The following is a 22,102-nucleotide window of genomic DNA, read 5'->3' on the forward strand; positions in this document are numbered from 1 at the left end:
ATGAGTTGCCCTGGAAATTGAGGCTTCCATGTGTGGAAGGTTTACACTGTTTTTGGATGCGGAAACCCTGCAGGAATTTTTTGGCGTGAGCGAAATTCCTGCCGACTATTCACCCCGTTACAACATTGCCCCTTCTCAGCCGGTTTTAGCCATAACAAATCTGTATCCCCGGCGAATGGAATGGATGCGCTGGGGGCTGATTCCTTCATGGGCGAAAGATCCTTCCATCGGAGACCGCATGATTAATGCCCGTGCAGAAACGCTCACGGAAAAACCTTCCTTTCGAACGGCTTTTTTCCGACGCAGGTGTTTAATCCCTGCTACAGGATTTTACGAATGGAAACCTGTGCCGGAAGGGCGTGGACGTGTGCCTTATTTTATCGGCTTGAAAGAGTATGCCCCCTTTGCTTTTGCTGGTTTATGGGATGTTTGGATTAACGAAAAAGGGGAAAAAGTGAGTTCCTGTGCCATTATCACCTGTCCCGCAAATTCTCTGGTGGCTGAGTTGCACGACCGCATGCCGGTCATGCTGGATTCGCAAACCATGGGACGGTGGCTTCAGGAAACCGCAGAAGCAAGTTTGAAGCGGCTTCTGGTGCCGTTTGAACCTGATCGGATGATGACCTATTCTGTATCTCGACGGGTGAATACACCCACTGTCGATTCTCCAGATTTGATTACGCCGGAAACTCAGAAACATGACGGTTAAGGTTAGAGCCATTCTGATTTCTGCCATTATCCTCATTGCCATGGGGGCAGGATTTTTCTTGCTCACCAGCCAGGTGTTATCCAATCATTTTGATTCGCTGGATTATCAGATGAATCGCCGCGATTTGGAGCAGGTGATGAAAGAGGTTCAGCGAATTAACGGAGAGATTTCCACTTTGGCAAGCGATTGGGGGTATTGGGATGACACCTACGCATTTCTGCGTGGGGAAAACCCTGCGTTTGTTGAAGAAAACCTTCAGACGCCGTCTTTACGCAATATTTCGATTGACTTCATCGTCTTGAGCGATACGGGCGGATTGATTCGGTATGCCCGACGTTTCGATTTCGAGACGGAAAAATATGTGGACGTACAGGATTCTCTCCAAACCTATGTGGGGAAAAATGGTGTTTACTGGCAATGGCTGGCAGGCGGGAATCAGGGACATCGTGTATTGGTTGTGGATGGGCATCCTTATTTTGTTGTGGGAGCGCCCGTATTGCATACCTCTGGCGAAGGTCCTGTAGCGGGGGTGATCTTATTTGGGCGGGAAATAAATGAGCAGTTGCTGGATCAAATCCGGGTAAACAGCGGTGTAGCGGTTGAGTTTTACTTAGCCTCTGAGATTCCGTCTGAGTATTTACCTGTACCTTCAATGGAATCGGAAGGGAAAAATCTTCTTGTGCGTACAGATCCAAGCGCTCAGGTTATTCGAGGGTATTACCTTTTGTATGGCGCGGGAAATTCTCCCGAGGGAATTCTGGTTGCGTCTTTGCCTCGTTCCATTTATCTGGCGGGTAAACAAGCCATCTGGTTCCTGTTAGGCGGAATGATTGTCGTAGGGGCGTTTGCTTTGCTGGTGGATTTGCTCACCCTGAATTTCTACATTTTCCGCCCCCTGGAAAAACTGGGAGAACAATTACGGTTTGCCAGCAAGTTGCAGGACCAGGTTTCCTCCCTTCAGACCGGGGTGGATGTGGATATTGCGCAGATCAGCGCTCCATTACAGGACCTGATCCAGCAAACCCAACAGGTGCGTCAGGAAAGCCAAACGCGGCAGATGCTTTACATGCAGTTGTTTGAGCAAGCCCGTGAAGGTTTTGCCTTACTATCGCCGGGTTCGCTGGAGGTTTTGGAGACCAACCGCGAATTTAATCATTTACTGGAGATAGAGGAAACAGATCATCCCGGGGACATTTCTTCCCTGCTTCTCTCGCGGGTAATTCCTGAAATTCGCGGTGCCTTGCGTCAGGAATTACGTGAAATTGCTCGCAAGGGGGAAGGATTTGAAAAGACACTGGCTTTACGCAGTGGACGCGAGATTGAATTAAGCATTCAACCCCTGCAAATTGGGGAGCGTCATTACTTCTATGCCTTTGTCCGGGACATGACCGAGCGTCTTCGTCTGGAAGAGCGCCTCCAGAACCAGTTACGCGAGACGGCTCTGCTCAATCAGGTTATTGCGGTGACGACCACTGATCTGGAACCCAACGCAGTATTCCAGACGGTTTGCCGGGAACTGGTGTTGAACTTACACCTGAATTTTGCCGATGTTGCCCTGTTGAGCGAGGACCGTGTTTTCATGCACATTGTGGCGGAATACGGACAGGAAGCAGACGCTCCCTCGTTGCTCGGGAAGGTCATTTCCCTCAAAGAAAATCCCATTTTCCAGCGAGGACTGAGATCTCCGGATCCTTTATTTATCCGTGAAATTTCAGCGCAGATCCGTTCGGAACAACTCCGACGGCTCTTCATGGGGAGAGCCAGCGCCTCTCTCTTATTGATCCCTCTTCTGGTCCGGGAGGAAATTATTGGCTGGGTGATTCTGGAAAGCGAACATCCAACCCTGCTCACTCCGGATGTAATCCGATTGGCGCAAAGTATGGCGCTTGCGGCAAGTCGCGCATATGAGGTGACCCGCCTGTATCATGACCTGCAGGTTGAAGTGGAAAATCTGCGCCGTGCAGAGGAACAACTGGATAAACGCCAGCGCTACCTGGAAGCCCTGATGAAGATCCAATCTCACCTGCTGGCAATGGAAGTGGGCGGTAATCCTTATCCATTTGTTTTACAGGTGCTTGGGGAAATCACAGAAGCGGAGCGGGTTTTTGCTTACCAGATTATCCCGGGAAACGGCAGAATCTTCTCCAGCCCGATCGGAATGTGGCAAAAGGAACCTTCCGAGTGGACCGGACGGGATTTATTCCAGGTGAACTGGCGTCTTTTAGAATCGGATCGTCCTCTGATAGAAGCGCTTCAGGAAGGTGAAGTCCTGATGGCGCACACCCATCAACTGGATGAAAAGGCTCAGTCTGCCCTGAACGGACTGGGCGTTAATACCCTGTTGTTGTTCCCCATCTTCCACAACCAGCAACTGGCAGGGATTGTCGGGTTTACTGCCGAGCAAGGTGAACGGGAGTGGAGTGATCTGGAAATTTCCATGATACAGGTGGCGGTGAACTCTCTGGCAATTGCGGAAGAGCGTTTGAATGCCGAGGAGTTGATTCGCAATGCCGAACAGCGTTATCGTCTGGTGGTGGAAAACGCCCGCGATATCATCTTCCAGATGGATCTTACCGGTCGTTTCACTTTCCTGAATCCTGCCTGGGAACGGATTACCGGTTTGAAGATCACAGAAACCGTTGGGCGACCGTTCTGGCAGGCGGCTCCTGAAGGCATGGTGCAGGAATTAGGCGCAGGTTTCCGTATCTTACGGGAGAAAGTGACGGATCGCTACCATCAAACCATCCATTTGCATCTCCCCGATGAACGCACGGTCTGGCTCGATGCTTTTATGCAGCGGGTACCCGACCCGGAAACCCAGCGGGAGATGATTTCGGGCACCTTTGTAGATATTACATCCTTTAAGCGCATTGAGTACATGTTGCGACGCAATGAACAGGCCCTGCGTTCGCTTCACGATATCACCTCCTCGCAGTCTCTGCCCTTCGACCAGAAGATTGATCATTTGCTTCAGGTGGGTCTGCAAACTTTTGGGGTGGATTTTGCTTATGTGGGAAGGCTGTCGGAAAACGCCCTGCTTATTGAAGCCGTCTATCCTTTTGAAGGTGGTTTTCAGGAAGGGGCACTGCTGGAAATTGAACACACCTTTACCCGTGAGACCCTGCGCGCCAATGAGCCTTTAGGTATCGAAAATGTGGCAGAATCGGACTTTGCCGGGCATCCTGCTCATCGCATCAATCAAATTGCTGCATACCTGGGCACCCCCATTTTCGTGGGCAACGAGGTTTATGGGATTCTTGCCTTTTACAGCCTCAAAGCGCGCCGGACGGCATTCACTTCTTCTGACTATGAATTTCTCCGGTTGATGGCTCAATGGATTGGCGCGGAAATTGAACGCGACCGGTACTTGAAACAACTCCAGCGCATTGGCGATGAACTGGCGCTTGCCAGAGATCAGGCATTGGAAGCCTCTCGTTTGAAATCCGAATTCCTCGCCACCATGAGCCACGAGATTCGCACCCCGCTTAATGCGGTCATTGGTATGTCGGAGATTCTCCTCGATACGCCATTGAACGAGGAGCAGGCTGATTTTGCTCGAATCATCCGGGATTCAGGAAAATCTCTGCTTTCCATTATCAACGACATCCTGGATTTCTCCAAGATCGAGGCAGGCAGAATGACTTTGGAGTCGGTAGAATTTCAGCTCCTTCCTCTGGTGGATGGTGTGCTTGAAATGTTTGCCTCGATTGCGCAGAAAAAGAATTTACTCTTGCTTGGCTGGGTAGCCCCGGATGTTCCCAATCTGGTTGTGGGAGACCCGGTGCGCTTGCGCCAGGTACTGATCAATCTGGTGGGGAACGGGGTGAAATTTACAGAAAACGGTCATGTCACCGTTGCAGTCTCTCTCCAGGAACGCCTCGGTGATGAGGTTATTCTGCGTGTGGAAGTGCGTGATACTGGAATTGGTTTATCTGAAACTGCTCGAAAACGCCTCTTTACGCCTTTTACACAGGCAGATGGCAGTATGACCCGCCGTTTTGGTGGCACTGGACTGGGGCTTGCCATTTCGAAGAGTCTGGTGGAATTGATGGGTGGTGAGATTGGCGTAGAAAGTGTAGAAGGACACGGATCCACTTTCTGGTTCACCGTCAGATTAATGGCTCGGCCAGAACTCCAACCTGTTCCAGAGTGGCAAGATCTGTCAGGAAAGCGAGCATTCCTTCTCAGTCGTCATCTGATAGAGAGAGAATTTTTGTCCAGAATCTTAACTGGCTGGGGATTGGAAGTGCAATCGGCCTGTGAGGTGGAGCAAGTTATGGAATACCTGGGACAGGATACCCATTTTGATTTGGGTATTCTGGATATTTCGTTGCCGCAAGATCTTCTGGTTCGTCTGTTGAATGAAAAGGTGATGAGCGCAGTTGTTCTGCTTGCCGATTTGAACCAGCGTGACAGATGCGCCGCCTTTGAACAAATGGAACGGGTAGTGACTTTCCTGCGTCCGGTGCGTCAGGCGGTGCTCATGGATACTATTCGCTCGCTGTTTCAGGATCGTCTTCCGGGTGAGCGCGTGCTTTCTTACTCGGTTGTGGTGGATGAACCCGATTTCGAATTTCCGCCTCAGAATGTTGAACCGGATGGTGAAAAGATTGTCCTGTTAGCCGAGGACAATTCTGCCAATCAACGCCTGGCAACAGTCCAGTTGAAGCGTCTGGGGTATCAGGCTGATTTGGTGACCACCGGTGAACAAGCCCTGGAAATGTACATGCGTCATCCCGAACGCTACATTGCCATTCTGATGGATTGTCAGATGCCCGTCATGGACGGCTTTGAAGCCACCCGCCGCATTAGGGATTTCGAGCGATCCCGGAACCGTCACATCCCCATCATTGCCATGACCGCAAATGCTATGCAGGGCGACCGCGAAGCCTGTATTGAAGCCGGCATGGATGATTACATCAGTAAACCTGTCTCTATTCAGCGTTTGGGGGAGGTATTGACGGCAATTGAACGCTCTTTCGGCGCTTCCAGCCAGGCAACAACCCTCCCTCAAGCAGGAGAGGCATTCTCTCCATCTGCTTCGGAAGAATCCCGAAGCCCACATAGTGCTGAGGATGAGAATTACCCCTCTCCGCTGGATCAGGACATCCTTCAAGGGTTGCGGGAACTTGGAGAGGGAGATCAGGATTTCCTAAGCGAGTTAATTGATATTTACCTGGAAGATTCTGCCAAACTGATGGCGCGGATTGAAGAAGCCATTCGTCAGGGAAACGCTGATCAGGTGCGAGAAGCAGCCCATACCCTCAAGGGGAGCAGTGGTAATCTTGGTGCAGTTGCATTCTCGAAAGTCTGCCTTGAAATGGAAATGGCAGGACGTGCCGGAGATCTGAATAAGGCTGCACAACTCTTCCCTGCCTTCTTGAGCGATTATCAACGGGTGTGTGCGGCACTGAAAAAAGAACGAAAAATTTCCGCTTAAACGCTTGACCGTCCAGAGCACTGATGGTAGAATACTGCCTGCGCCTCCATCGTCTAGGGGACCAGGACGCAGCCCTTTCAAGGCTAAAACGCGAGTTCGAATCTCGCTGGAGGCACACAAAAAAGCCGGTTCAATGACCGGCTTTTTCCTTTTTATCAAGCAGGTCAGGCAGTTTCCTCAAATTGCTGGACGTGAGTTGCCAATAAATCGATTACCAGTTCTTCATCAACCGGAAAAGCATAAAGGATTTTGGCTTCGGGATGTGCCTGTGCCACCTGATGGACGGTTTCGGCAATCTCGCTCTCTGTATGGGTGTTTCCTCGAATGAGCATGGTAGAAACCACTGTGACTGTGCAAGCCCCTTTGGAAAGTGCCTGTTCAATTGCCTCTGCCACAGTTGGAGCACAAAATTCGTTGTAACCCACATAAACGGGTATCCCCAGGCGTTCGGATAACCTGCTGGCTAACTTCTCCACCGCGCTTTGGTAGGGGTCTGTTTGTGGCGTTCTTTTCCAGGTGCGTACTTCATGATCCAGGCGCGCGTGCCATTTTTCCAGGAGCCCCCAGCGAACTTTTTCGTTAAAGATTTCCAGCATCATCAACAGACCTACTTTCATTCCGGGGTAATCGCTGGGAGGGATGCCGTGTGCCGCAATGACCAGGGCGCGAAAAGAGGAAGAATGGGAAGAATGTTTGAGTTCCATATTTCTCATCCGATAAGTTTTAAGGAAGGGAAACCGGTGCACCCAGAAGGGTTAATAACGCTACAATCAATGGGGCAATGATCAGGGCGGGCAGGAAATTTCCCGTGCGTATTTTTTTGATCTCCAGCAGTCCACTGATAGCAATTCCCATCAGGAGGATGCCGCCTGTGGCGGTCATCTCATTCATCATGGTGGGAGTGGTGATGGCTTGTACCTGTGATGCCAGCAGACTGATTGCCCCCTGATACACCAGGATAGGAAGGGCTGAAAACGCCACTCCAATGCCCAGAGAAGAGGAAAAGGCGAGCGAAGCGAAGCCATCCAGCACAGATTTAACTGCCAGCAGGCGATAATCTCCGCTGATACCGTCCTGAATCGCGCCTAAAATGGCGACGGGACCGACTACGAAAACCAGAGAAGCGGTGAGAAAACCGCGAATAAACCGTTCGCGTTGATGGGCGGTCTGTTCCCCATTCCCGGCATGGTTGAAGCGTTGTTCCAGCCAGCCCCCTAACTGGCTCAGAAGGTCCTCAATCTTCCACCATTCTCCCAGCAGGGCACCAATGACCAGGCTTCCCAGCACAATTAAGGCATTTCCGGTTTTCAAAAACATCTGGATACCCAGTGCAAAGGTGAACAATCCCATACCGGAGACGACGGTTTGTTTTAATTTCTCAGGGATTTTCCCTCCAAGAAATGTCCCCAGTGCTGAACCCAACAGGATAGCAACGACATTGATGATGGTGCCTGTCATGATTCCTCTTTTGCCAGTGTGGGTGAATCCGGTTTGTCAAGAGAAATTTCGAAGAGTTCCAGTAAAAACAGCAGAGAGGAAAGGCGGTTCAGATACCGCACCAGTTCAAGATTTTCAATATCCCCTTCGTGGAATAACGCCACTACCCGGCGTTCTGCCCGACGGACAATTGCACGAGCCAGCGATAAGGCTCCTCCAGCCGGGGAATCGCCCGGAAGGATAAATTCTTTGGGAATGCTTATGCTCTGGCTGATGGTTTCTGTCTGTTGCTCCAACCACTCTACCTGTTCTTCCTGTATCCTCCGGAAACGGCTGGCGTTTTCCGGTGTTGCCGCAACCTCTGCCATGATGTGATAGAGGTCTCGTTGTAAGTGAATTAACAGAGAACGCACCGGATCCGATTTTGAGAGAGAGCGGGCTAATCCTATTGCCGCAGTGGCTTCATCCAGTGTCCCGATGGCTTCAATCCGGGGGGCGTTTTTTGCAATGCGCCCCTCTCCTAATAGACCGGTAAAGCCGTCATCGCCGTTGGCGGTATAAAATGGAGACATGAGGATCCTCCTCAAAAAAAAAGGGCTATTGGATTTGAACGCTGGCGAGGTACAAAAACCAGAACCGGGGTTGAGGAAAAATGGATTGGAGTGGCGCGTCCCACAGGAAATCGCCCTGAACAAACAGGTTGCGCAGGGTGGTATCCAGAGATGCCAGCACCGCCAGTTCAGTGGGGCGCTCAGGAGACATTTCATCTTTCAGCAGTTCCAGAATCACCCGATTACGTACCTGGGCGCGATAAACGTTCAGTCGTCCGGCGGTTTGGTGGGTCAGTTCTCCCACAGTATGTTCCCAGTTGCGCACCCGTTGGCTGAATTCTTTCGCGGCTTTCTTTGCCCAGTTGGAGCGCCAGCGTTCTCGAACATCTTCCACAAGATGGGAAAGAGTCATCGCCTCGGGTAAAGCATAAGCCGTAATCACCTTCAGGCTTAAGACAACCCCCCCAAGTGTCATCTGGTCCATGCCGGGCTCATTCAGCGAAGTCGGCGCCGAAGGCAGAGGCCAGAAAACAGCCGGGGAAAGCAGATAGGATTCCAGATCCGGGACGGCAAGTTTCAGGTACTGAAGGTGAAATTGACTGGAATTACTCATGGTTGTGTAGGCGTGACTTGAGGTGAAGCAACAACTCGCGGACGGTTGACCAGATACCACTCGGTGATGTGGGTAAAGCGGTCGCTGGGGTCAAACAAAGGTCCGATTCTCACACCGCCAATTTCTCGGCTGACACCATAGTTGTAAACCCGGTAGAATAAGGGCAATGCCGGCAGTTCCTCGTGGAAGATTACCTGGAAGTTTCGGTAGAACCTCGTGCGTTCATCCCGGTTGACGGTGACCCGTGCCTGTTCCAGGTACTCGCTTGCCATACGATTGTCCCACTGTGAGTAATTTTGCCCATCCCCGCTGATTTGTGCCTGATCCCAGAAGGGATATGGATCCGGGTCCGGGGTTTGGGAGAGATTCAAATCCACCAGCACCGCCTGATAGGCTCTCTCCTTGAGATTTTCTTCCACCAGTTGATCGTAGGGCAGTGGTTCAAGTGTGACCTGAACCCCTAGGACATTCCAGCTCGCGCGAATTTCCTCTGCCAGGGCGAGGTGCAAGGGCGTATCAGGAACCAGTAAGGTGAAGGCAAGAGGTTTCTCATCCTTAACTCGCACAGTATCCCCCTCTCTGGCATACACGTATCCGGCTTTTTGCAGGAGCGTTTGTGCCTGCTTGGGATTGTATTCGAAAGGCGGAGTGGAATAATACGCCCATGTACCCGGCAAGATAGGACCATCTGCCAGAATGGCTTGCCCTTTCAGGTGTGTGTCTATCATTCCCTGACGGTTCAGTCCTGCCATTAAGGCTTTGCGGATGTCTTTGTTCTGGAAAAATGCCACGTCAGGATTATTCAGGTTGAGCAAGAGGATACTCAAAACAGGCTGGCGGGCAGAATATAAAGCAAGGTCAGGTTCTGCAAGAGCATCTTCCAGAATGTCAGGGGTAATTTCGCTGATACCCTGGACCTGTTTTTCGCGAAAGGCTTGCAAAGCACTGGCAGAGTCCGGGTAATAACGGAAGACAATTTCATCAAGATAGGGTTTCTCGCCATAATACCGATCATTAGCAGACAGGACAACTCCGGTAATCACGCCATTTTCCACAATCAATCGGTTGAACTGGTATGGACCGGTACCGACCGGTTTGAGGTTAAACGGATCGTTGATCAGGTCATCTATGCTCTTGTTTTCGAGCAGGTGCCTGGGCAGAATGCCAAAAGTCAAATAATCTAAAAACGGCGCAAAAGGTGCCGGAAGGCGGAACTGCAGGTCATACTCGCTCAGCCTCACCACTTCAACCGCTTTCCAGAATTCCTGTAAATCGGTAGGGATGACATTTCCGCCGTTCCGCATCAACTCAATAGTGAAGATGACATCATCTGCGGTAAAGGGCTTTCCATCGTGCCACTGGACATCCTTGCGCAGGGTCAGGTTGTAAAGGGTTCCATCGGCAGAGACACCCCATTGTGCCAGGTTCGGTTGTGGGTTGGCGGCACTGTCAAAGCGAATCAGCCCGCTGAAGATGAGCCGATCTACGTCCCGGTCAGCCTGTGAATACCGATCCAGCAGTGGGTTTAGACGCTGGAATGAACCGATCAGGGCTTCAGTGTACACGCCTCCACGTTCCGGTTCGGGCGTATCCAGTGGGGTCGTTGGCGCAGGCTTTTCGGTAAGGAGCAAGATGCCCACGACCAGACCTGCCAGAAAGATGATTAGAAGTTGCCAGCGTATTTTTCTCATATGCGGGAATTATAAAGCAAACAGGGCAAATCTCGTCTATTTGCGAGATGCCCTATCTGCTATTGTCCTGTTGAAAAGATAGAATAAGGTTCAAACCGAAGTTACTGAAGGATGGTCACCGTCAGAATCAAAACGAAAAACAGCACGCTTAATCCAATGGTGACATAGAAAAGAGTCTTTTCAATTCCACGCCGTGCGGTGAAAACCGTACTGCTGTCGCTTCCGGTCAAACCGCCCAGCCCGACGCCTTTGCTCTGCAAAATAACGCTGATGATCAGCGCAATTGACGTTATAATCAACGCAATATCCAGATAGGTTTGCACGCTTGTCCTCCACAACGAATGAACTGGATTGAATTATACCTTTCCCCGGAGTGAATCGTCAACCAGTATGACCGCCGAAATTGTCGTCAATTTGCATATGCATACCCCTTACTCTGATGGTTTTGGCACTCATAAAGAGATCTGCCAGATTGCCATGCAGCACGGGATTGATGTGGTGATTGTCACCGATCATAATGTGTGGGTGCGGGATATAGAAGGTTACTTTACCGCAGGGAAACGGCGGGTACTCTTACTGGTAGGCGAAGAAGTACATGACCGGAATCGTATTCCCCAGAAAAATCACCTTCTCGTCATTGGTGCAAACCGGGAACTGGCTGGTTTTGCAGAGAATCCTCAGCGCCTGATTGAGAATGCTGCTCAGGCTGGTGGTTTAACCTTTATCGCTCATCCTGTAGATCCCGAACTGCTTATTTTTGGCGAGCAGGATATTTCCTGGGAAAACTGGGAAGTCTTTGGCTTCACAGGAATTGAACTGTGGAATGGCTTCAGCGAGTTAAAAGCGCGGGTGAAAAACCGCTGGCAGGGAGTTTTCTACGGGTTATTTCCCGATTATTATCCTACCGGACCGCTCCCGGAAACCCTCAAACGTTGGGATGATTTGCTCGTCAACCGCCCAGAAAAATGTGTAGCGGTTGGTGGTTCAGATGCGCATGCTTTGCCGATGAAATTTGCTTTTCTTCGGCGGGTGATTTTCCCGTACTCTTTTCACTTTCAGGGCGTGAACACACATCTCTTGCTCGATAATGACCTGAGCGGCGATTTTGTCCGTGACCGTCAGATGGTCTTAAAAGCCCTGGCAAACGGACATGCTTTTATTGGCTACGACCGTCCTGCTCCCACCAGAGGATTCCGTTTCTATGCTCATGGAAGCGAGGGTTCTGCCATGATGGGGGATGATTTGCGTCTGGGAACTGGGGTAACCTTCCAGGTGCGGATACCTCAGCGGGCGGAATGTGTGTTGCTGTGTGATGGTGAACCTGTGCAGGTGTGGGAAGAACAGGAAGCCTGTACCTTTATGACCACCCGACCCGGGATTTACCGGGTGGAATGTTATCTGACCTTTTTGGGAAAACGGCGGGGATGGATTTATTCCAATCCAATTTACGTGCGGGGGTAAAACAAGATGCCAGTTGTGAATAACGTCACGCGCATGCTGGATGCCAGAAAAGTGCCTTATCAGGCGTTTGAACTCCCTCCGGAGAAACTGGGTGCTGAAGAGACAGCACACCTTTTAGGGGTTTCACCGGCGATTGTGTTCAAGACCATCGTGGTCAGACGCCTGACTCCGGGCGCAAAGCCCATCCTGGCAGTGATTCCGGGGGACTCTGAACTGGATGAGAAAAAACTGGCGGCACTGGTGGGAGAAAAGAAAGTTCAGGTGCCCACTCAACGCGAAGCCGAAGAGATGACCGGTTTACAGGCGGGTGGAATTTCTCCGCTGGCGTTGATTAACCGCGGCTTTCAGATCTGGGTGGACGAAAGAGCCACGAAACTGGATTTTATCCACGTCTCGGGGGGACAGCGTGGTTTGAACATTCGTCTCAAACCGCAGGACTTGATCCGCCTCACGCAGGCGCGCATCGGGGATCTTTCCAGTGCGAAAGCCAGTCACACAGGAGAGGATTAATGAAAAAGCATCTCCGGTTCTGGTTATGGGCGTTGATCTGGACCGTTTTTCCTTTGCTGGCTTGTAACCTTCCTCTGTCTGTGTCCTCCGAACCTACCCCGGATCTGTTTCCCTCTGCACCCATCCCTACGGTCACCATTTCTTCTGAAACTGTGATGCCCCCCACCAGTACTTTCCTGCCCACCCATACCCTGCTTCCCACACCTACTCTCCCACCGGGTTTTGATGAAACTTTTGATGCCGGGTTGGAGAACTGGAAGGATTTATTTATCCTGACCACCCGCGCTCCCGGTGGAAGATTGACCTCGCGGATTCGTCAGGAGAGGGGCGCCCTGGTTTTTGAAATGCAGGATGCTGAAACGTATCTGTACCGCATTCACCGCTCGGTGATGTCGCCGGAAATGATTGTCGAAGCCGAGGTGAGCGTAGATGGTCAAAAAGACAATGGCTTCATGCTGATCTGCCGGGCAGACGAAACCCTGTCGAACTGGTATGAAGCCCGCGTTAGCGGCACGGGAGCCTTCTGGATTTTACGCTACGACCGCGCTCTTAAGGAACGGGAAAAGAAAAACCCCTATGTGCAGTTGCTGGAAGCAGTAGCCCCTCCCGAGGTATTCCGCGTGGGAGAAACAAACCGCATTCGCTTTTCCTGTCTCGAGAATCGTCTTTCCTTGCAGTTTAACGACCGCGGGCAGGTGTATCTGGTGGAAAATGCGGATTGGCATCAGGGTGCGTTTGCTGGCTTTGGGGTCTATACCTACGAAAAACTACCTGTTACCGTGCGATTTGAGCAGGTTCGGGCAAGCCAGCCCTGAATCAGGCCTGCCCGAACCCTTGCTTATCAGCCTTTCACGACGGCTACCGGGCGCAAACGGGCGACTTTTCTGGCAATGCCTGCTCCGCAGACGGTTTCAACAACGGCATCCACATCTTTATAGGCCTGTGGCGCTTCTTCTGCCAGCCCGGAGAGGGAGCCGGCACGAAGATGAATCCCCTCTGCTTCCAGTTCTTTTCTCAAATGTTCGCCGCGCACCTGACGTTTGGCTTCATTGCGGCTCATGACCCGCCCTGCGCCATGACAGGACGAACCAAATGAAATCCGCATCGAGGTCTCAGTGCCTGCCAGTACCCATGAGGCGGTCCCCATACTGCCCGGGACCAGCACAGGTTGTCCAATAGACCGGTATGCCTCTGGAATGGCTGGAGATCCGGGGCCAAAAGCGCGTGTGGCGCCTTTTCTATGCACGCACACTTTGACTTTTTCGCCATTTACCTCGTGAGTCTCGATTTTCCCGATATTGTGGGCAATATCGTAAACCTGGCGTAAATGCCAGTTTTTCACTTTTCCTCTGAGCACTTCCTCGAATGCCTGACGGGCGTGATGTGCCAGAATTTGACGATTCAGGAAGGCATAGTTGGCAGCGGCGCGCATGGCTCCCAGGTAAGCCTGTCCTTCGGGGGAATCCAGCGGGGCACAGACCAGTTCCCGGTCTGGTAACTGGATGCCATAACGCCGCACCGCGGCCTGGAATTCCTGTACATAATCAGAGCAAATCTGATGTCCAAAACCCCGCGACCCACAGTGGATGGAAAGCACCAGACACCCCTCAAACAGTCCCATTGCACTCGCGGCTTCGGCATCGAAAATTTGATCAACCACTTCTACTTCCAGGAAGTGATTGCCCGCGCCCAGGGTGCCCAGTTGTTCGCGTCCTCGTTCTTTTGCGCGTGGGCTCACTTTTTCCGGTGCAGCGCCTTCGATGCAGCCATTTTCTTCTGTGAATTCCAGATCCTGTTCGGTTGCCATTCCCTGCTTGAGCGCCCAGCGCGAGCCTGACCGGCAGGCTTGATCCAGTTCTTTGTCGCTCAGGTGGAGCGCTCCGCGTGTACCAACTCCGCTGGGACAGTGGTGGTCAAGCGCGGCAACAAGTGTATCCAGATACGGTTCGACTTGCTCAAATGCAATGGTGGAAGAGAGCAGGCGTACCCCGCAGTTGATGTCGTAACCAATTCCCCCCGGGGAAATGACCCCGTCGGGATAGCGGGTTGCCGCTACGCCGCCAATGGGAAAGCCGTAACCCTGATGCATGTCAGGCATCACCAGAACGCGTCCAACCAGACCGGGAAGGGTGGCGACATTCACCGCCTGTTCAATGGAGGCATCTTGAAGGGCTTTTTCCAGTAAACGGCGTGTGGCAAAAACGCGTACCGGTACACGCATTCCGGAACGAAAGGTTTGGGGAATTTCCCACTCGTAATCGCTGATCTTTTGAAAAGTCTGGAGGGTAATCATCTTTCACCTCCTTTATACATCGAACGTAATGGTGGCTTCCAGAAGCCCGTTTAATGATTGAATCGCCAGGTTATGGAAGGTAACCGCTTTAATCTCTTTGGAAATGGATTTCAAGGGCAGACATTTCAGTTGAACGCTCAGGCTCTTCTCTCCAAAGATCATGTAAAACCTGTGGGCTACTTTTCCTTTCTCCAGCAGATAAAGAAGTTCTGAAAGAAATGCCACCAGCAGAGTTTCGGGGTCTTCACCCGTCACAGTTAACTCTATTTCTTCTATGGGTGCGCTCAGCGATTCAGCGCCCATTAACTGGTACATTCCTTTTGCGGCTTGTTCAAAAAAAGTTGGTAAGTCCGGTGCCCAAACCCTGAGCGACCAATCGGCAGTATGTTCAATTTCTTCAAAGCCAATCGGAGTTTTTGGAGTACTTGCCATATTATAATTATAAAGTATGAACCTTCCCCTTGACCGCATTGAATTTCTGCTCAGGCAGTGGCTGGAAGGGTGGATGGATTCCTCCAGCGAGGATTTTCGAATTCGTTTTCTTCAGGAAATGGAGCGGGCTCTGCCACTGATTCTGGCAACCCAGCCACAGGATGTTCCTGGTGAGCCCAATGTCCTTTTATGGATTGGAGTTTCCCCGTTGGTGAAATCCCATCTTCAGGGCAACCCGGCGGTGATGAATGACCTGGTGTTTTCGCTTCAGCAGGTTGCCAGGGAGCAGGGGGTGCAGGTGCATTTTGCTGTTCAGTTTGTGGAAGATCCCACCTTAAAACCAGCAGATGTCTGGGTGGATTGGGATTTGCCGGATCAGGGGAACAGCACCCGGGCAATGCCTAACCCACTTACGGATCAACCGAAACAAAAAGGAAAGCGGGCTTACCTTATTATTCAGGGGGGCAAAATTTTTCCTCTGGAACAGAGTGTGGTCAATGTGGGGCGGATGAAGGATAATCACCTGATTCTGGATGATCCCAGAGTTTCGCGTCACCATGCTCAGATTCGGCACAGCCCGGAAGGGTTCATGCTGTTTGATCTAAATTCTACGGGTGGTACTATGGTGAATCATATTCCGGTGCATCAGTGGATTTTAAAACCCGGGGATGTCATCTCTCTGGCAGGGGTAACGCTGGTGTATGGAGAGGATGAGCAAACTGCTCCAGAGGAAGATACAGCCGATACCACCACCCTTTCGAAGGGAAGTGCAACTGCATGATCGGTATCCTCTTTCTACTGCTTCGCCTTGTTCTGGTGGTATTGCTGTATGCCTTTTTGCTCTGGGCGCTTTACATTTTGTGGAGCGATTTGCGCATGCAGACACTTGCGTTACAGGCGCCGCAGATTCCTCCCGTGACGCTGGAAGTGACCAACTTACTGGAAGAACAACCTGCTACGTTTGACATTCCGGAAATTCTTATCGGGCGCAGTGCCGCGGCAAACTACACCATTCGAAATGAAACCGTGTCTTCCCAGCATGCTCGCCTGTCTTATCACCATCATCAGTGGTGGGTGGAGGATTTGAAATCCACCAACGGCACTTTCTTGAATGGGGAGCGTGTGGTTTCGCCCACGGTGGTGATGAATGGCGATGAGTTACGCTGTGGTCAGGTAAACATTCGGGTAACCCTGAAAGAACCTCAGAAACAACCATCCAGGAGGAAATGATGGAAGAACATGCTCCGGTTTTAGGTGTCATTGGCGGCTCTGGACTTTACCAGATGTCGGGTTTGTCGGATATCCAGCAGATTGAAGTTGATACGCCATTTGGCAAACCCAGTTCGCCGATTGTCATGGGTACGCTGGAAGGCAAAAAGGTGGCTTTTCTGGCGCGTCATGGTATCGGTCATGTATTTTCTCCCAGCGAGGTGAATTACCGTGCCAATATCTATGCCCTGAAAATGCTGGGGGTCAGGCAGGTGATCAGCATCAGCGCCTGTGGTTCCCTGCGGGAGGATTACGCTCCCGGGCATATTGTCATTCCGGATCAGATTTTTGATTACACCCATAAACGAGCGCGTTCTTTCTTTGGGGATGGACTGGTAGCCCACGTGGGTGTGGCTGACCCGGTATGTAAAGACCTGTCTCGTCAGGTGTTTGAGGCGGTCGTTCAGGTGGGAGGAACGGCCCATTTTGGTGGCGCTTTGATTACCATTGAAGGCCCGCGCTTCTCTACCCGTGCCGAGTCCAATGTATACCGTTCGTGGGGAATGTCAATCATCGGGATGACTGCATCTCCGGAAGTGTTTCTGGCGCGAGAGGCGGAAATGTGCTATGCCATTATGGCACACGTCACCGATTACGATGTCTGGCATGTCAGTGAAGCCCCGGTCACTGTGGAAATGGTCATTCGCACCTTGCTCCAGAATACGGAGATTGCCCAGCAAGCCGTTCAGGCATTGATGCCGCATCTGCCGGTACCGTGCCAGAGTGGGTGTCAGAGTGCTCTCGCCGATGCGTTAATTACCGCACGGGAACGCATTCCTCAGGAAACCCGGGAAAAATTGAATCTGTTGGTAGGACGTTATCTCTCGTGAATCGTTCAGCGGTGCCCTTCCCTTCGCCCGTAGAAAGGGTACAAAGGCGTTTGCTTTTACTGGCAGGTGCATTTCTGCTGGTATATGCCATTTTGCTGACTCTTGCCCCAGCAGTGAAAGTCCGGGGAGAAAGTTTTCCTCTGGAGTGGAAACACTGGCTGGGTTGGGTTATCTGGGCAATCGGGTTTGGCACCCTGCATCATTTCAGTCGGCGCCTTGCCTTTGAAGCCGATCATTTTTTGCTTCCTCTGGTGGCCATCCTTTCCGGTTGGGGGATTCTCACCATCTTCCGGCTGGATTTCACGCTTGGATTGCGCCAGTCCATCTGGCTGGTGCTTGGTCTTATCCTGGTGGCGCTATTGGTTCGACAGGAAGGCGTCCTTCAGTTTCTCAGGCAGTATCGCGTCCTCTGGCTGGTCAGCGGGCTGGTACTGACTGGACTCACGTTGTTTTTTGGCACTTACCCCGGAGGTGAAGGTCCCCGTCTCTGGTTGGGGTGTTGCGGTATTTATTTTCAGCCATCTGAGCCTTTGAAACTTTTGCTGGTAGTCTTTTTGGCTTCTTATCTGGCTGAACGCCCATTTCTCCAGAAAAGTTTGTTGCGTCTGGTTTTACCCACCCTGATTTTACTGGCTCTGGCTCTGGGACTTCTTCTTATTCAGCGAGATTTGGGCACAGCCACACTGTTTATCCTGATTTACACACTGACCCTTTATCTGGCTACAGGCGAGAAAAAAGTGCTCTTACTGGCAGGAGCGGCTTTGCTGATTGCTGGTTTTGCCGGGACCTTTTTCATCGATGTGGTGCGCTACCGGGTAGAAGCCTGGTTAAACCCCTGGGCTGATCCATCTGGACGTTCCTATCAAATCATTCAATCGCTCATTGCAATTGCCAGTGGCGCAGTACTGGGGTCCGGACCCGGCGCTGGATTTCCTTTCGTGGTGCCTGTGGCGGCTTCGGATTTTATCTTCACCGCCATTGCTGAGGAAACCGGTTTGATTGGGGTGATTGGGCTCCTCCTGGTGTATGCCCTGTTTCTGGTCAGGGGGATGCGGATAGCGTTGTTTGCCGGGAAGCAATATCATCGTTATCTTGCCGCTGGAATTGTGGCATATTTTACCTCGCAAATTGTGCTTATCCTTGCCGGAAATCTGCGTGTATTACCCCTTACGGGAGTTACCCTGCCCTTTTTATCGTATGGCGGCTCTTCCCTGCTCACTTCTTTACTGGCAACAGGTTTGCTGTATTCCATCAGCCGGGATAATCGCGAGGAACCTGCAGCGCTTCACACTGTAGGGGCACACCTTCATTTGTCTTTTGCCGGTTTAGCCCTTCTGGGGGGATTAGCCCTGGTAACCGGATGGTGGGCGGTTATCCGTCAGGAAACGCTGACTGAGCGGGTGGATAACCCACGCCAGTACCTGTATGATCGGTATGTTCAACGGGGAAGCATCGTTGACCGCAATGGAGAGGTGCTTGTTCACTCTATGGGGAGGCCCGGTGAGTTTCAACGGGCATGGGTATATCCTGACCTGGCGAATACCCTGGGGTATAACCACCCATTGTATGGCAGAACAGGCCTGGAAGCCTCAATGAATTCCTACCTGAGAGGCTGGCAAGGGGTGCCTTCGTCGCTCGTCTGGTGGAATCGATTGCTGTACAGTCAACCACCGGTTGGGCTGGATGTGCGTCTGACCATTAACCTGGACATCCAACAGGTAGCCGATTCCCTGATGGGAGAACATCAGGGCGGGTTGGTGGTGATGAACGCAGAAAGTGGAGAAATTCTTGCCTTGGTCAGTCATCCAACCTTTGACCCCAACCGGTTGGGGGAAATCTGGCAGGACCTGGTTGTGGATCCGCATGCCCCGCTGGTCAACAGGGCGGTGCAGGGGCAGTATCCTGTGGGAAATGCCCTGGCTCCCATGGTTTTGCTGGGAAGTGTGAATAAATCTCCGCTTCCGGAATTTCCCCGGGAACTTGCTGAATCCTGTACATTGCCCCCTGAAAATGCCTCATGGAATGCCGCACTGAGACGGGGATGCCCGGCGGCTCTGGAGTTTTTATTGAGAGCCTTCTTCCCTTCCGAACTGGACCGCCTCATGCGATCTCTGGGTTTCGATCGTGCCTACTCGTTGCCGATCCCGGTGGCTGCGCCTCAGTATCGGTTAGCCGATACTCCCGGGCAGATGATGCAACTGGAAAACTGGCTGCAGAGTTCTCCTTTACAAATGGCGGTTGCGGCTGGGGTTTTAAGCAATCAGGGTATGATGACATCTCCCTGGCTGGTTCAAGCGGTTCATACCCCTCATCAGGGCTGGGTGGTGATTAATTATCCAACCAGTACAGGGGTAGTGCCTGCCAGTATTGCCCGGCAGGCTCAGCAAATCCTCAGCGTCCCCGGGCAATTGTACTGGCAGACGGTTGCGGTTGTAGGGAGCGAGCAAAAAATTACCTGGATGATCGGGGGCACCACACAGGAATGGGAAGGGGCGCCAGTAGTCATCGCGGGGGTTTTAGAGGAAGAAGATCCTCAGCGAGCCCGGCAGTGGCTGGCAAAATTGTTCGAAGCCATTTTGAATTCCCGCTAATCCCCGTCCCCTGGTTCTAATTGTTCCCGGAAGATATGGACATCGCTGGTGGGATGATGACATACAAAGCCTTCACAAAGGTAAGCGGTAACTTTTCCATCCAGCACAGAGCGATTGTGCAGAAGCGCAGGACATTTTTCTGCAGGGGGAAAGGTTGAGACAGCGGACACTAAGCGTGGGCGATAGGTTTTCCAGAGCACGTTTTTGAATAATTTCACTTCATCCAAGTTGTTGGGAGCCAGAATGGCTATCTGCCTGGCGGGTCCCATTGTCCAATCAACGGCTTGAAGCCAGAATCCAAAAGCCGTGGGGTACTTGACCAGCGAATCCTGGAGAAGCGGCAAAACCTGAGTTGCCAGTTGATAGTACGAATTTTCACCAGAAAATTCGTATAGCATTAATAAAGCATTTGCCGCCAGAGAATTTCCGCACGGGGTGGCATTATCTTGAAAATCTTTGGGACGTAGAAGGAGATCCTTTTGATCGTCACGGGTATCAAAAAATCCACCTGCGGGGTCGCGGTAGCGGGCAATCATTTCATCAGCGAGTCTGACAGCCCATTCATACCACTTTACCTGATCATCGCTTTGATATAAAGCCAGTAATCCCAGAATCAGGGACGCATAGTCTTCTAACAGAGCCCATTGACGGGGAGTGCCCTCTCGCCACGTGCGCATCAACCCTTTGGGAGTATAAAGGTTTTCAAGCAGGAAGTGAGCATTTCGCTGTGCTGCTTCAAGGTAATCGTTTCGATTTAAGTAGCGGGCGGCTTCTGCAAATGCTCGCAGGGCAAGACCATTCCAGGAAACGATGATTTTATCATCCACAGATGGACGTATCCTCAGGTTTCTTGTCTGAGAAAGGAATTTCCGCAGGTTATCTAACTTTTCCTGGAAGGCGTTCTCAGACAACCCGGTTAATTCCGGGAGCCTTTCCCAGTCTGCTCTTGCCTGCAGGATGATTTTTCCTTCAAAATTGCCTTCAGGGGATGCTTTAAATACCTGAAGGAAGAAATCCCATAGTCCGACAGGTTCAAGGATTTGACGAAGTTCATTGTATTCCCAGAGATAATATTTCCCTTCCTCCCCTTCGGAATCGGCATCCAGACTGCTGAAGAAACCTCCCAGAGGATGGGCCATCTCTCTTAACAGGAAATCCAGGGTTTGAGTGGCAGTTCGGAGAAACCAGGGATGATTTTCCAGAATGCCTGCATGAAGATAGACGCTGGCTAATTGGGCATTATCGTAAAGCATCTTCTCAAAATGGGGAACCAGCCAGTCATTATCGGTGCTGTAGCGGGCAAATCCTCCGCCCACAATATCATATAACCCGCCTCTCGACATGACCTGTAAGTTATGCTCTACAGGTTTCAGAGCATCTACATTCCCACGTGTTACTTGCATGAGGAGAAATTCCAGCACCATTGGTTGGGGAAACCGGGGGGCGTTTCCCCATCCTCCGTAGCGGCGGTCGTAAGATGACAGCAACGCATGGGTCACCTGCTCCAGAAGATTGGCGCGGAGGACCATTCCCGGTGCTATCCCCCAATCATTCATAGCCCGGATATGTTTGGACAATTGTTCCCCGGCTTTGAAGAGATCTTCACGGTCGTTCTCCCAGGATTGTAGTGCGGCAAGAAGTACATCTCGAAAAGACGGTAAGCCATGTCGCGGGGTTGGCGGAAAGTAAGTTCCCCCATAAAATGGTTTGCCTTCTGGGGTGAGAAAGACGCTGAGAGGCCAGCCACCCTGACCGGTCAGGGTAATGACTGCGTTCATATAGATACTGTCCACATCCGGGCGCTCTTCCCGGTCCACTTTGACGGGCACAAAATACCGGTTAAGGATTTCAGCAATGTCAGGGTCTTCAAACGATTCATGTGCCATTACATGGCACCAGTGACAGGCGGCATACCCAATGCTGAGGAAAATGGGTTTGTCTTCACGGCGGGCTTTTTCAAACGCCTCATCACCCCATGGATACCAGTCAACCGGGTTATGGGCATGTTGAAGCAAATAAGGAGAAGTTTCATGAATAAGGTGATTGGGCATAATGATTACCTGATTAATCAAATTTATTGTTTGAGTATAGAGGATATCGGTAAGGAACGCAATGTTTGAGAGAACGCCATATAACATTTTGGAAAACTCTCATGGCTTGTAAAGAAAAACAGGGAGTACTATGCCACTGTGAGGATTATCTTTTACCCGAAAGGAATTTTCAAAACACAAGTACCTTAAGATAGATTTCGGTGTATACTCCATAAACGATCTTT

Annotated in this window: 18 protein-coding genes and 1 tRNA gene; 10 read left to right on the forward strand and 9 right to left on the reverse strand. The window is 51.4% G+C overall.

What is annotated here, in order from left to right; all coding sequences use genetic code 11:
* Window positions 1-28: 28 nt before the first annotated feature.
* From LHF31_RS12750 to LHF31_RS12760, 3 genes are all read left to right on the forward strand, one after another.
* Window positions 29-709, forward strand: a complete 681-nt coding sequence (locus LHF31_RS12750; protein ID WP_298003650.1) for an SOS response-associated peptidase — start codon at window positions 29-31, stop codon at window positions 707-709.
* A complete protein-coding gene (locus LHF31_RS12755) occupies window positions 699-6,149 on the forward strand; it encodes an ATP-binding protein (protein WP_298003647.1) in 5,451 nt (1,816 codons plus the stop codon). Before LHF31_RS12750 ends, LHF31_RS12755 begins: the two co-directional genes overlap by 11 nt.
* 42 nt (window positions 6,150-6,191) lie before the next feature.
* Window positions 6,192-6,264: transfer RNA gene (locus LHF31_RS12760), tRNA-Glu, on the forward strand.
* Window positions 6,265-6,313: 49 nt separating this feature from the next.
* Here the strand turns inward: LHF31_RS12760 and LHF31_RS12765 are convergent.
* The 6 genes from LHF31_RS12765 to secG all read right to left on the reverse strand — a co-directional run bounded on the left by LHF31_RS12765 (window position 6,314) and on the right by secG (window position 10,764).
* Entirely contained in the window at window positions 6,314-6,853 is a 540-nt protein-coding gene (locus LHF31_RS12765; RefSeq protein WP_298003644.1) for a sirohydrochlorin chelatase, read from the reverse strand.
* 19 nt (window positions 6,854-6,872) lie between these two features.
* Complete coding sequence (locus LHF31_RS12770) at window positions 6,873-7,607, reverse strand: DUF554 domain-containing protein (protein ID WP_298003641.1); 735 nt, start codon at window positions 7,605-7,607, stop codon at window positions 6,873-6,875.
* On the reverse strand, window positions 7,604-8,158 hold the full coding sequence (locus LHF31_RS12775) for a cob(I)yrinic acid a,c-diamide adenosyltransferase (RefSeq protein WP_298003638.1): 555 nt from the start codon (window positions 8,156-8,158) through the stop codon (window positions 7,604-7,606). The genes LHF31_RS12770 and LHF31_RS12775 overlap by 4 nt, the downstream gene beginning before the upstream one ends.
* A gap of 25 nt (window positions 8,159-8,183) precedes the next feature.
* Window positions 8,184-8,750 carry a hypothetical protein gene (locus LHF31_RS12780; RefSeq protein WP_303774282.1) on the reverse strand — a complete coding sequence of 189 codons (567 nt, stop codon included), beginning with the start codon at window positions 8,748-8,750 and terminating at the stop codon, window positions 8,184-8,186.
* On the reverse strand, window positions 8,747-10,441 hold the full coding sequence (locus LHF31_RS12785) for a peptide ABC transporter substrate-binding protein (protein WP_298003837.1): 1,695 nt from the start codon (window positions 10,439-10,441) through the stop codon (window positions 8,747-8,749). Before LHF31_RS12785 ends, LHF31_RS12780 begins: the two co-directional genes overlap by 4 nt.
* A 101-nt stretch (window positions 10,442-10,542) precedes the next feature.
* Window positions 10,543-10,764: a preprotein translocase subunit SecG gene (gene secG / locus LHF31_RS12790; protein ID WP_298003834.1), complete on the reverse strand. Its 222-nt coding sequence runs from the start codon at window positions 10,762-10,764 to the stop codon at window positions 10,543-10,545.
* A gap of 67 nt (window positions 10,765-10,831) precedes the next feature.
* Here secG and LHF31_RS12795 point away from each other — a divergent pair, with 67 nt between their 5' ends.
* The 3 genes from LHF31_RS12795 to LHF31_RS12805 are packed head-to-tail and all read left to right on the forward strand — an operon-like array spanning window position 10,832 to window position 13,227.
* Window positions 10,832-11,902: a CehA/McbA family metallohydrolase gene (locus tag LHF31_RS12795; RefSeq protein ID WP_298003832.1), complete on the forward strand. Its 1,071-nt coding sequence runs from the start codon at window positions 10,832-10,834 to the stop codon at window positions 11,900-11,902.
* Window positions 11,903-11,908: 6 nt separating this feature from the next.
* The gene (locus LHF31_RS12800; protein ID WP_303774283.1) at window positions 11,909-12,412 is read left to right on the forward strand and encodes an aminoacyl-tRNA deacylase; all 504 of its coding nucleotides are present in this window, start codon (window positions 11,909-11,911) and stop codon (window positions 12,410-12,412) included.
* A complete protein-coding gene (locus LHF31_RS12805; RefSeq protein ID WP_298003827.1) occupies window positions 12,412-13,227 on the forward strand; it encodes a hypothetical protein in 816 nt (271 codons plus the stop codon). Before LHF31_RS12800 ends, LHF31_RS12805 begins: the two co-directional genes overlap by 1 nt.
* Before the next feature lie 26 nt (window positions 13,228-13,253).
* Here LHF31_RS12805 and LHF31_RS12810 read toward each other — a convergent pair whose 3' ends face one another.
* Entirely contained in the window at window positions 13,254-14,705 is a 1,452-nt protein-coding gene (locus tag LHF31_RS12810; RefSeq protein WP_303774284.1) for an RtcB family protein, read from the reverse strand.
* A 12-nt stretch (window positions 14,706-14,717) separates the two neighbouring features.
* Window positions 14,718-15,137, reverse strand: coding sequence for an archease (locus LHF31_RS12815; RefSeq protein ID WP_298009731.1), 420 nt, complete (start codon window positions 15,135-15,137; stop codon window positions 14,718-14,720).
* A gap of 16 nt (window positions 15,138-15,153) precedes the next feature.
* Between LHF31_RS12815 and LHF31_RS12820 the strand changes: the two genes are divergently transcribed.
* Genes LHF31_RS12820 through LHF31_RS12835 form a run of 4 tightly spaced genes read left to right on the forward strand, consistent with a single transcriptional unit; the run spans window position 15,154 to window position 19,827 of the window.
* Entirely contained in the window at window positions 15,154-15,918 is a 765-nt protein-coding gene (locus tag LHF31_RS12820) for an FHA domain-containing protein (RefSeq protein ID WP_298009727.1), read from the forward strand.
* The gene (locus LHF31_RS12825) at window positions 15,915-16,367 is read left to right on the forward strand and encodes an FHA domain-containing protein (protein WP_298009724.1); all 453 of its coding nucleotides are present in this window, start codon (window positions 15,915-15,917) and stop codon (window positions 16,365-16,367) included. The genes LHF31_RS12820 and LHF31_RS12825 overlap by 4 nt, the downstream gene beginning before the upstream one ends.
* Entirely contained in the window at window positions 16,367-17,236 is an 870-nt protein-coding gene (gene mtnP, locus LHF31_RS12830) for an S-methyl-5'-thioadenosine phosphorylase (RefSeq protein ID WP_333656931.1), read from the forward strand. Before LHF31_RS12825 ends, mtnP begins: the two co-directional genes overlap by 1 nt.
* On the forward strand, window positions 17,233-19,827 hold the full coding sequence (locus LHF31_RS12835) for an FtsW/RodA/SpoVE family cell cycle protein (RefSeq protein WP_298009718.1): 2,595 nt from the start codon (window positions 17,233-17,235) through the stop codon (window positions 19,825-19,827). The genes mtnP and LHF31_RS12835 overlap by 4 nt, the downstream gene beginning before the upstream one ends.
* Here LHF31_RS12835 and LHF31_RS12840 read toward each other — a convergent pair.
* Complete coding sequence (locus LHF31_RS12840) at window positions 19,824-21,878, reverse strand: thioredoxin domain-containing protein (RefSeq protein ID WP_298009715.1); 2,055 nt, start codon at window positions 21,876-21,878, stop codon at window positions 19,824-19,826. The genes LHF31_RS12835 and LHF31_RS12840 overlap by 4 nt on opposite strands.
* Window positions 21,879-22,102: the final 224 nt, after the last annotated feature.

The sequence above is a fragment of the Anaerolinea thermophila genome, from assembly GCF_020723905.1.
Classification (GTDB): Bacteria; Chloroflexota; Anaerolineae; order Anaerolineales; family Anaerolineaceae; genus Anaerolinea; species Anaerolinea thermophila_A.

What these genes read in the sequence shown, in the direction of transcription:
- mtnP (WP_333656931.1), top strand. Translation starts at nt 16,367, where the DNA reads ATGGAAGAACATGCTCCGGTTTTAGGTGTCATTGGCGGCTCTGGACTT.
- LHF31_RS12840 (WP_298009715.1), bottom strand. Translation starts at nt 21,878, where the DNA reads ATGCCCAATCACCTTATTCATGAAACTTCTCCTTATTTGCTTCAACAT.
- LHF31_RS12780 (WP_303774282.1), bottom strand. Translation starts at nt 8,750, where the DNA reads ATGAGTAATTCCAGTCAATTTCACCTTCAGTACCTGAAACTTGCCGTC.
- LHF31_RS12825 (WP_298009724.1), top strand. Translation starts at nt 15,915, where the DNA reads ATGATCGGTATCCTCTTTCTACTGCTTCGCCTTGTTCTGGTGGTATTG.
- LHF31_RS12755 (WP_298003647.1), top strand. Translation starts at nt 699, where the DNA reads ATGACGGTTAAGGTTAGAGCCATTCTGATTTCTGCCATTATCCTCATT.
- LHF31_RS12815 (WP_298009731.1), bottom strand. Translation starts at nt 15,137, where the DNA reads ATGGCAAGTACTCCAAAAACTCCGATTGGCTTTGAAGAAATTGAACAT.
- LHF31_RS12765 (WP_298003644.1), bottom strand. Translation starts at nt 6,853, where the DNA reads ATGGAACTCAAACATTCTTCCCATTCTTCCTCTTTTCGCGCCCTGGTC.
- LHF31_RS12820 (WP_298009727.1), top strand. Translation starts at nt 15,154, where the DNA reads ATGAACCTTCCCCTTGACCGCATTGAATTTCTGCTCAGGCAGTGGCTG.
- LHF31_RS12775 (WP_298003638.1), bottom strand. Translation starts at nt 8,158, where the DNA reads ATGTCTCCATTTTATACCGCCAACGGCGATGACGGCTTTACCGGTCTA.
- LHF31_RS12785 (WP_298003837.1), bottom strand. Translation starts at nt 10,441, where the DNA reads ATGAGAAAAATACGCTGGCAACTTCTAATCATCTTTCTGGCAGGTCTG.
- LHF31_RS12805 (WP_298003827.1), top strand. Translation starts at nt 12,412, where the DNA reads ATGAAAAAGCATCTCCGGTTCTGGTTATGGGCGTTGATCTGGACCGTT.
- LHF31_RS12795 (WP_298003832.1), top strand. Translation starts at nt 10,832, where the DNA reads ATGACCGCCGAAATTGTCGTCAATTTGCATATGCATACCCCTTACTCT.
- LHF31_RS12800 (WP_303774283.1), top strand. Translation starts at nt 11,909, where the DNA reads ATGCCAGTTGTGAATAACGTCACGCGCATGCTGGATGCCAGAAAAGTG.
- LHF31_RS12770 (WP_298003641.1), bottom strand. Translation starts at nt 7,607, where the DNA reads ATGACAGGCACCATCATCAATGTCGTTGCTATCCTGTTGGGTTCAGCA.
- LHF31_RS12810 (WP_303774284.1), bottom strand. Translation starts at nt 14,705, where the DNA reads ATGATTACCCTCCAGACTTTTCAAAAGATCAGCGATTACGAGTGGGAA.
- LHF31_RS12750 (WP_298003650.1), top strand. Translation starts at nt 29, where the DNA reads ATGTGTGGAAGGTTTACACTGTTTTTGGATGCGGAAACCCTGCAGGAA.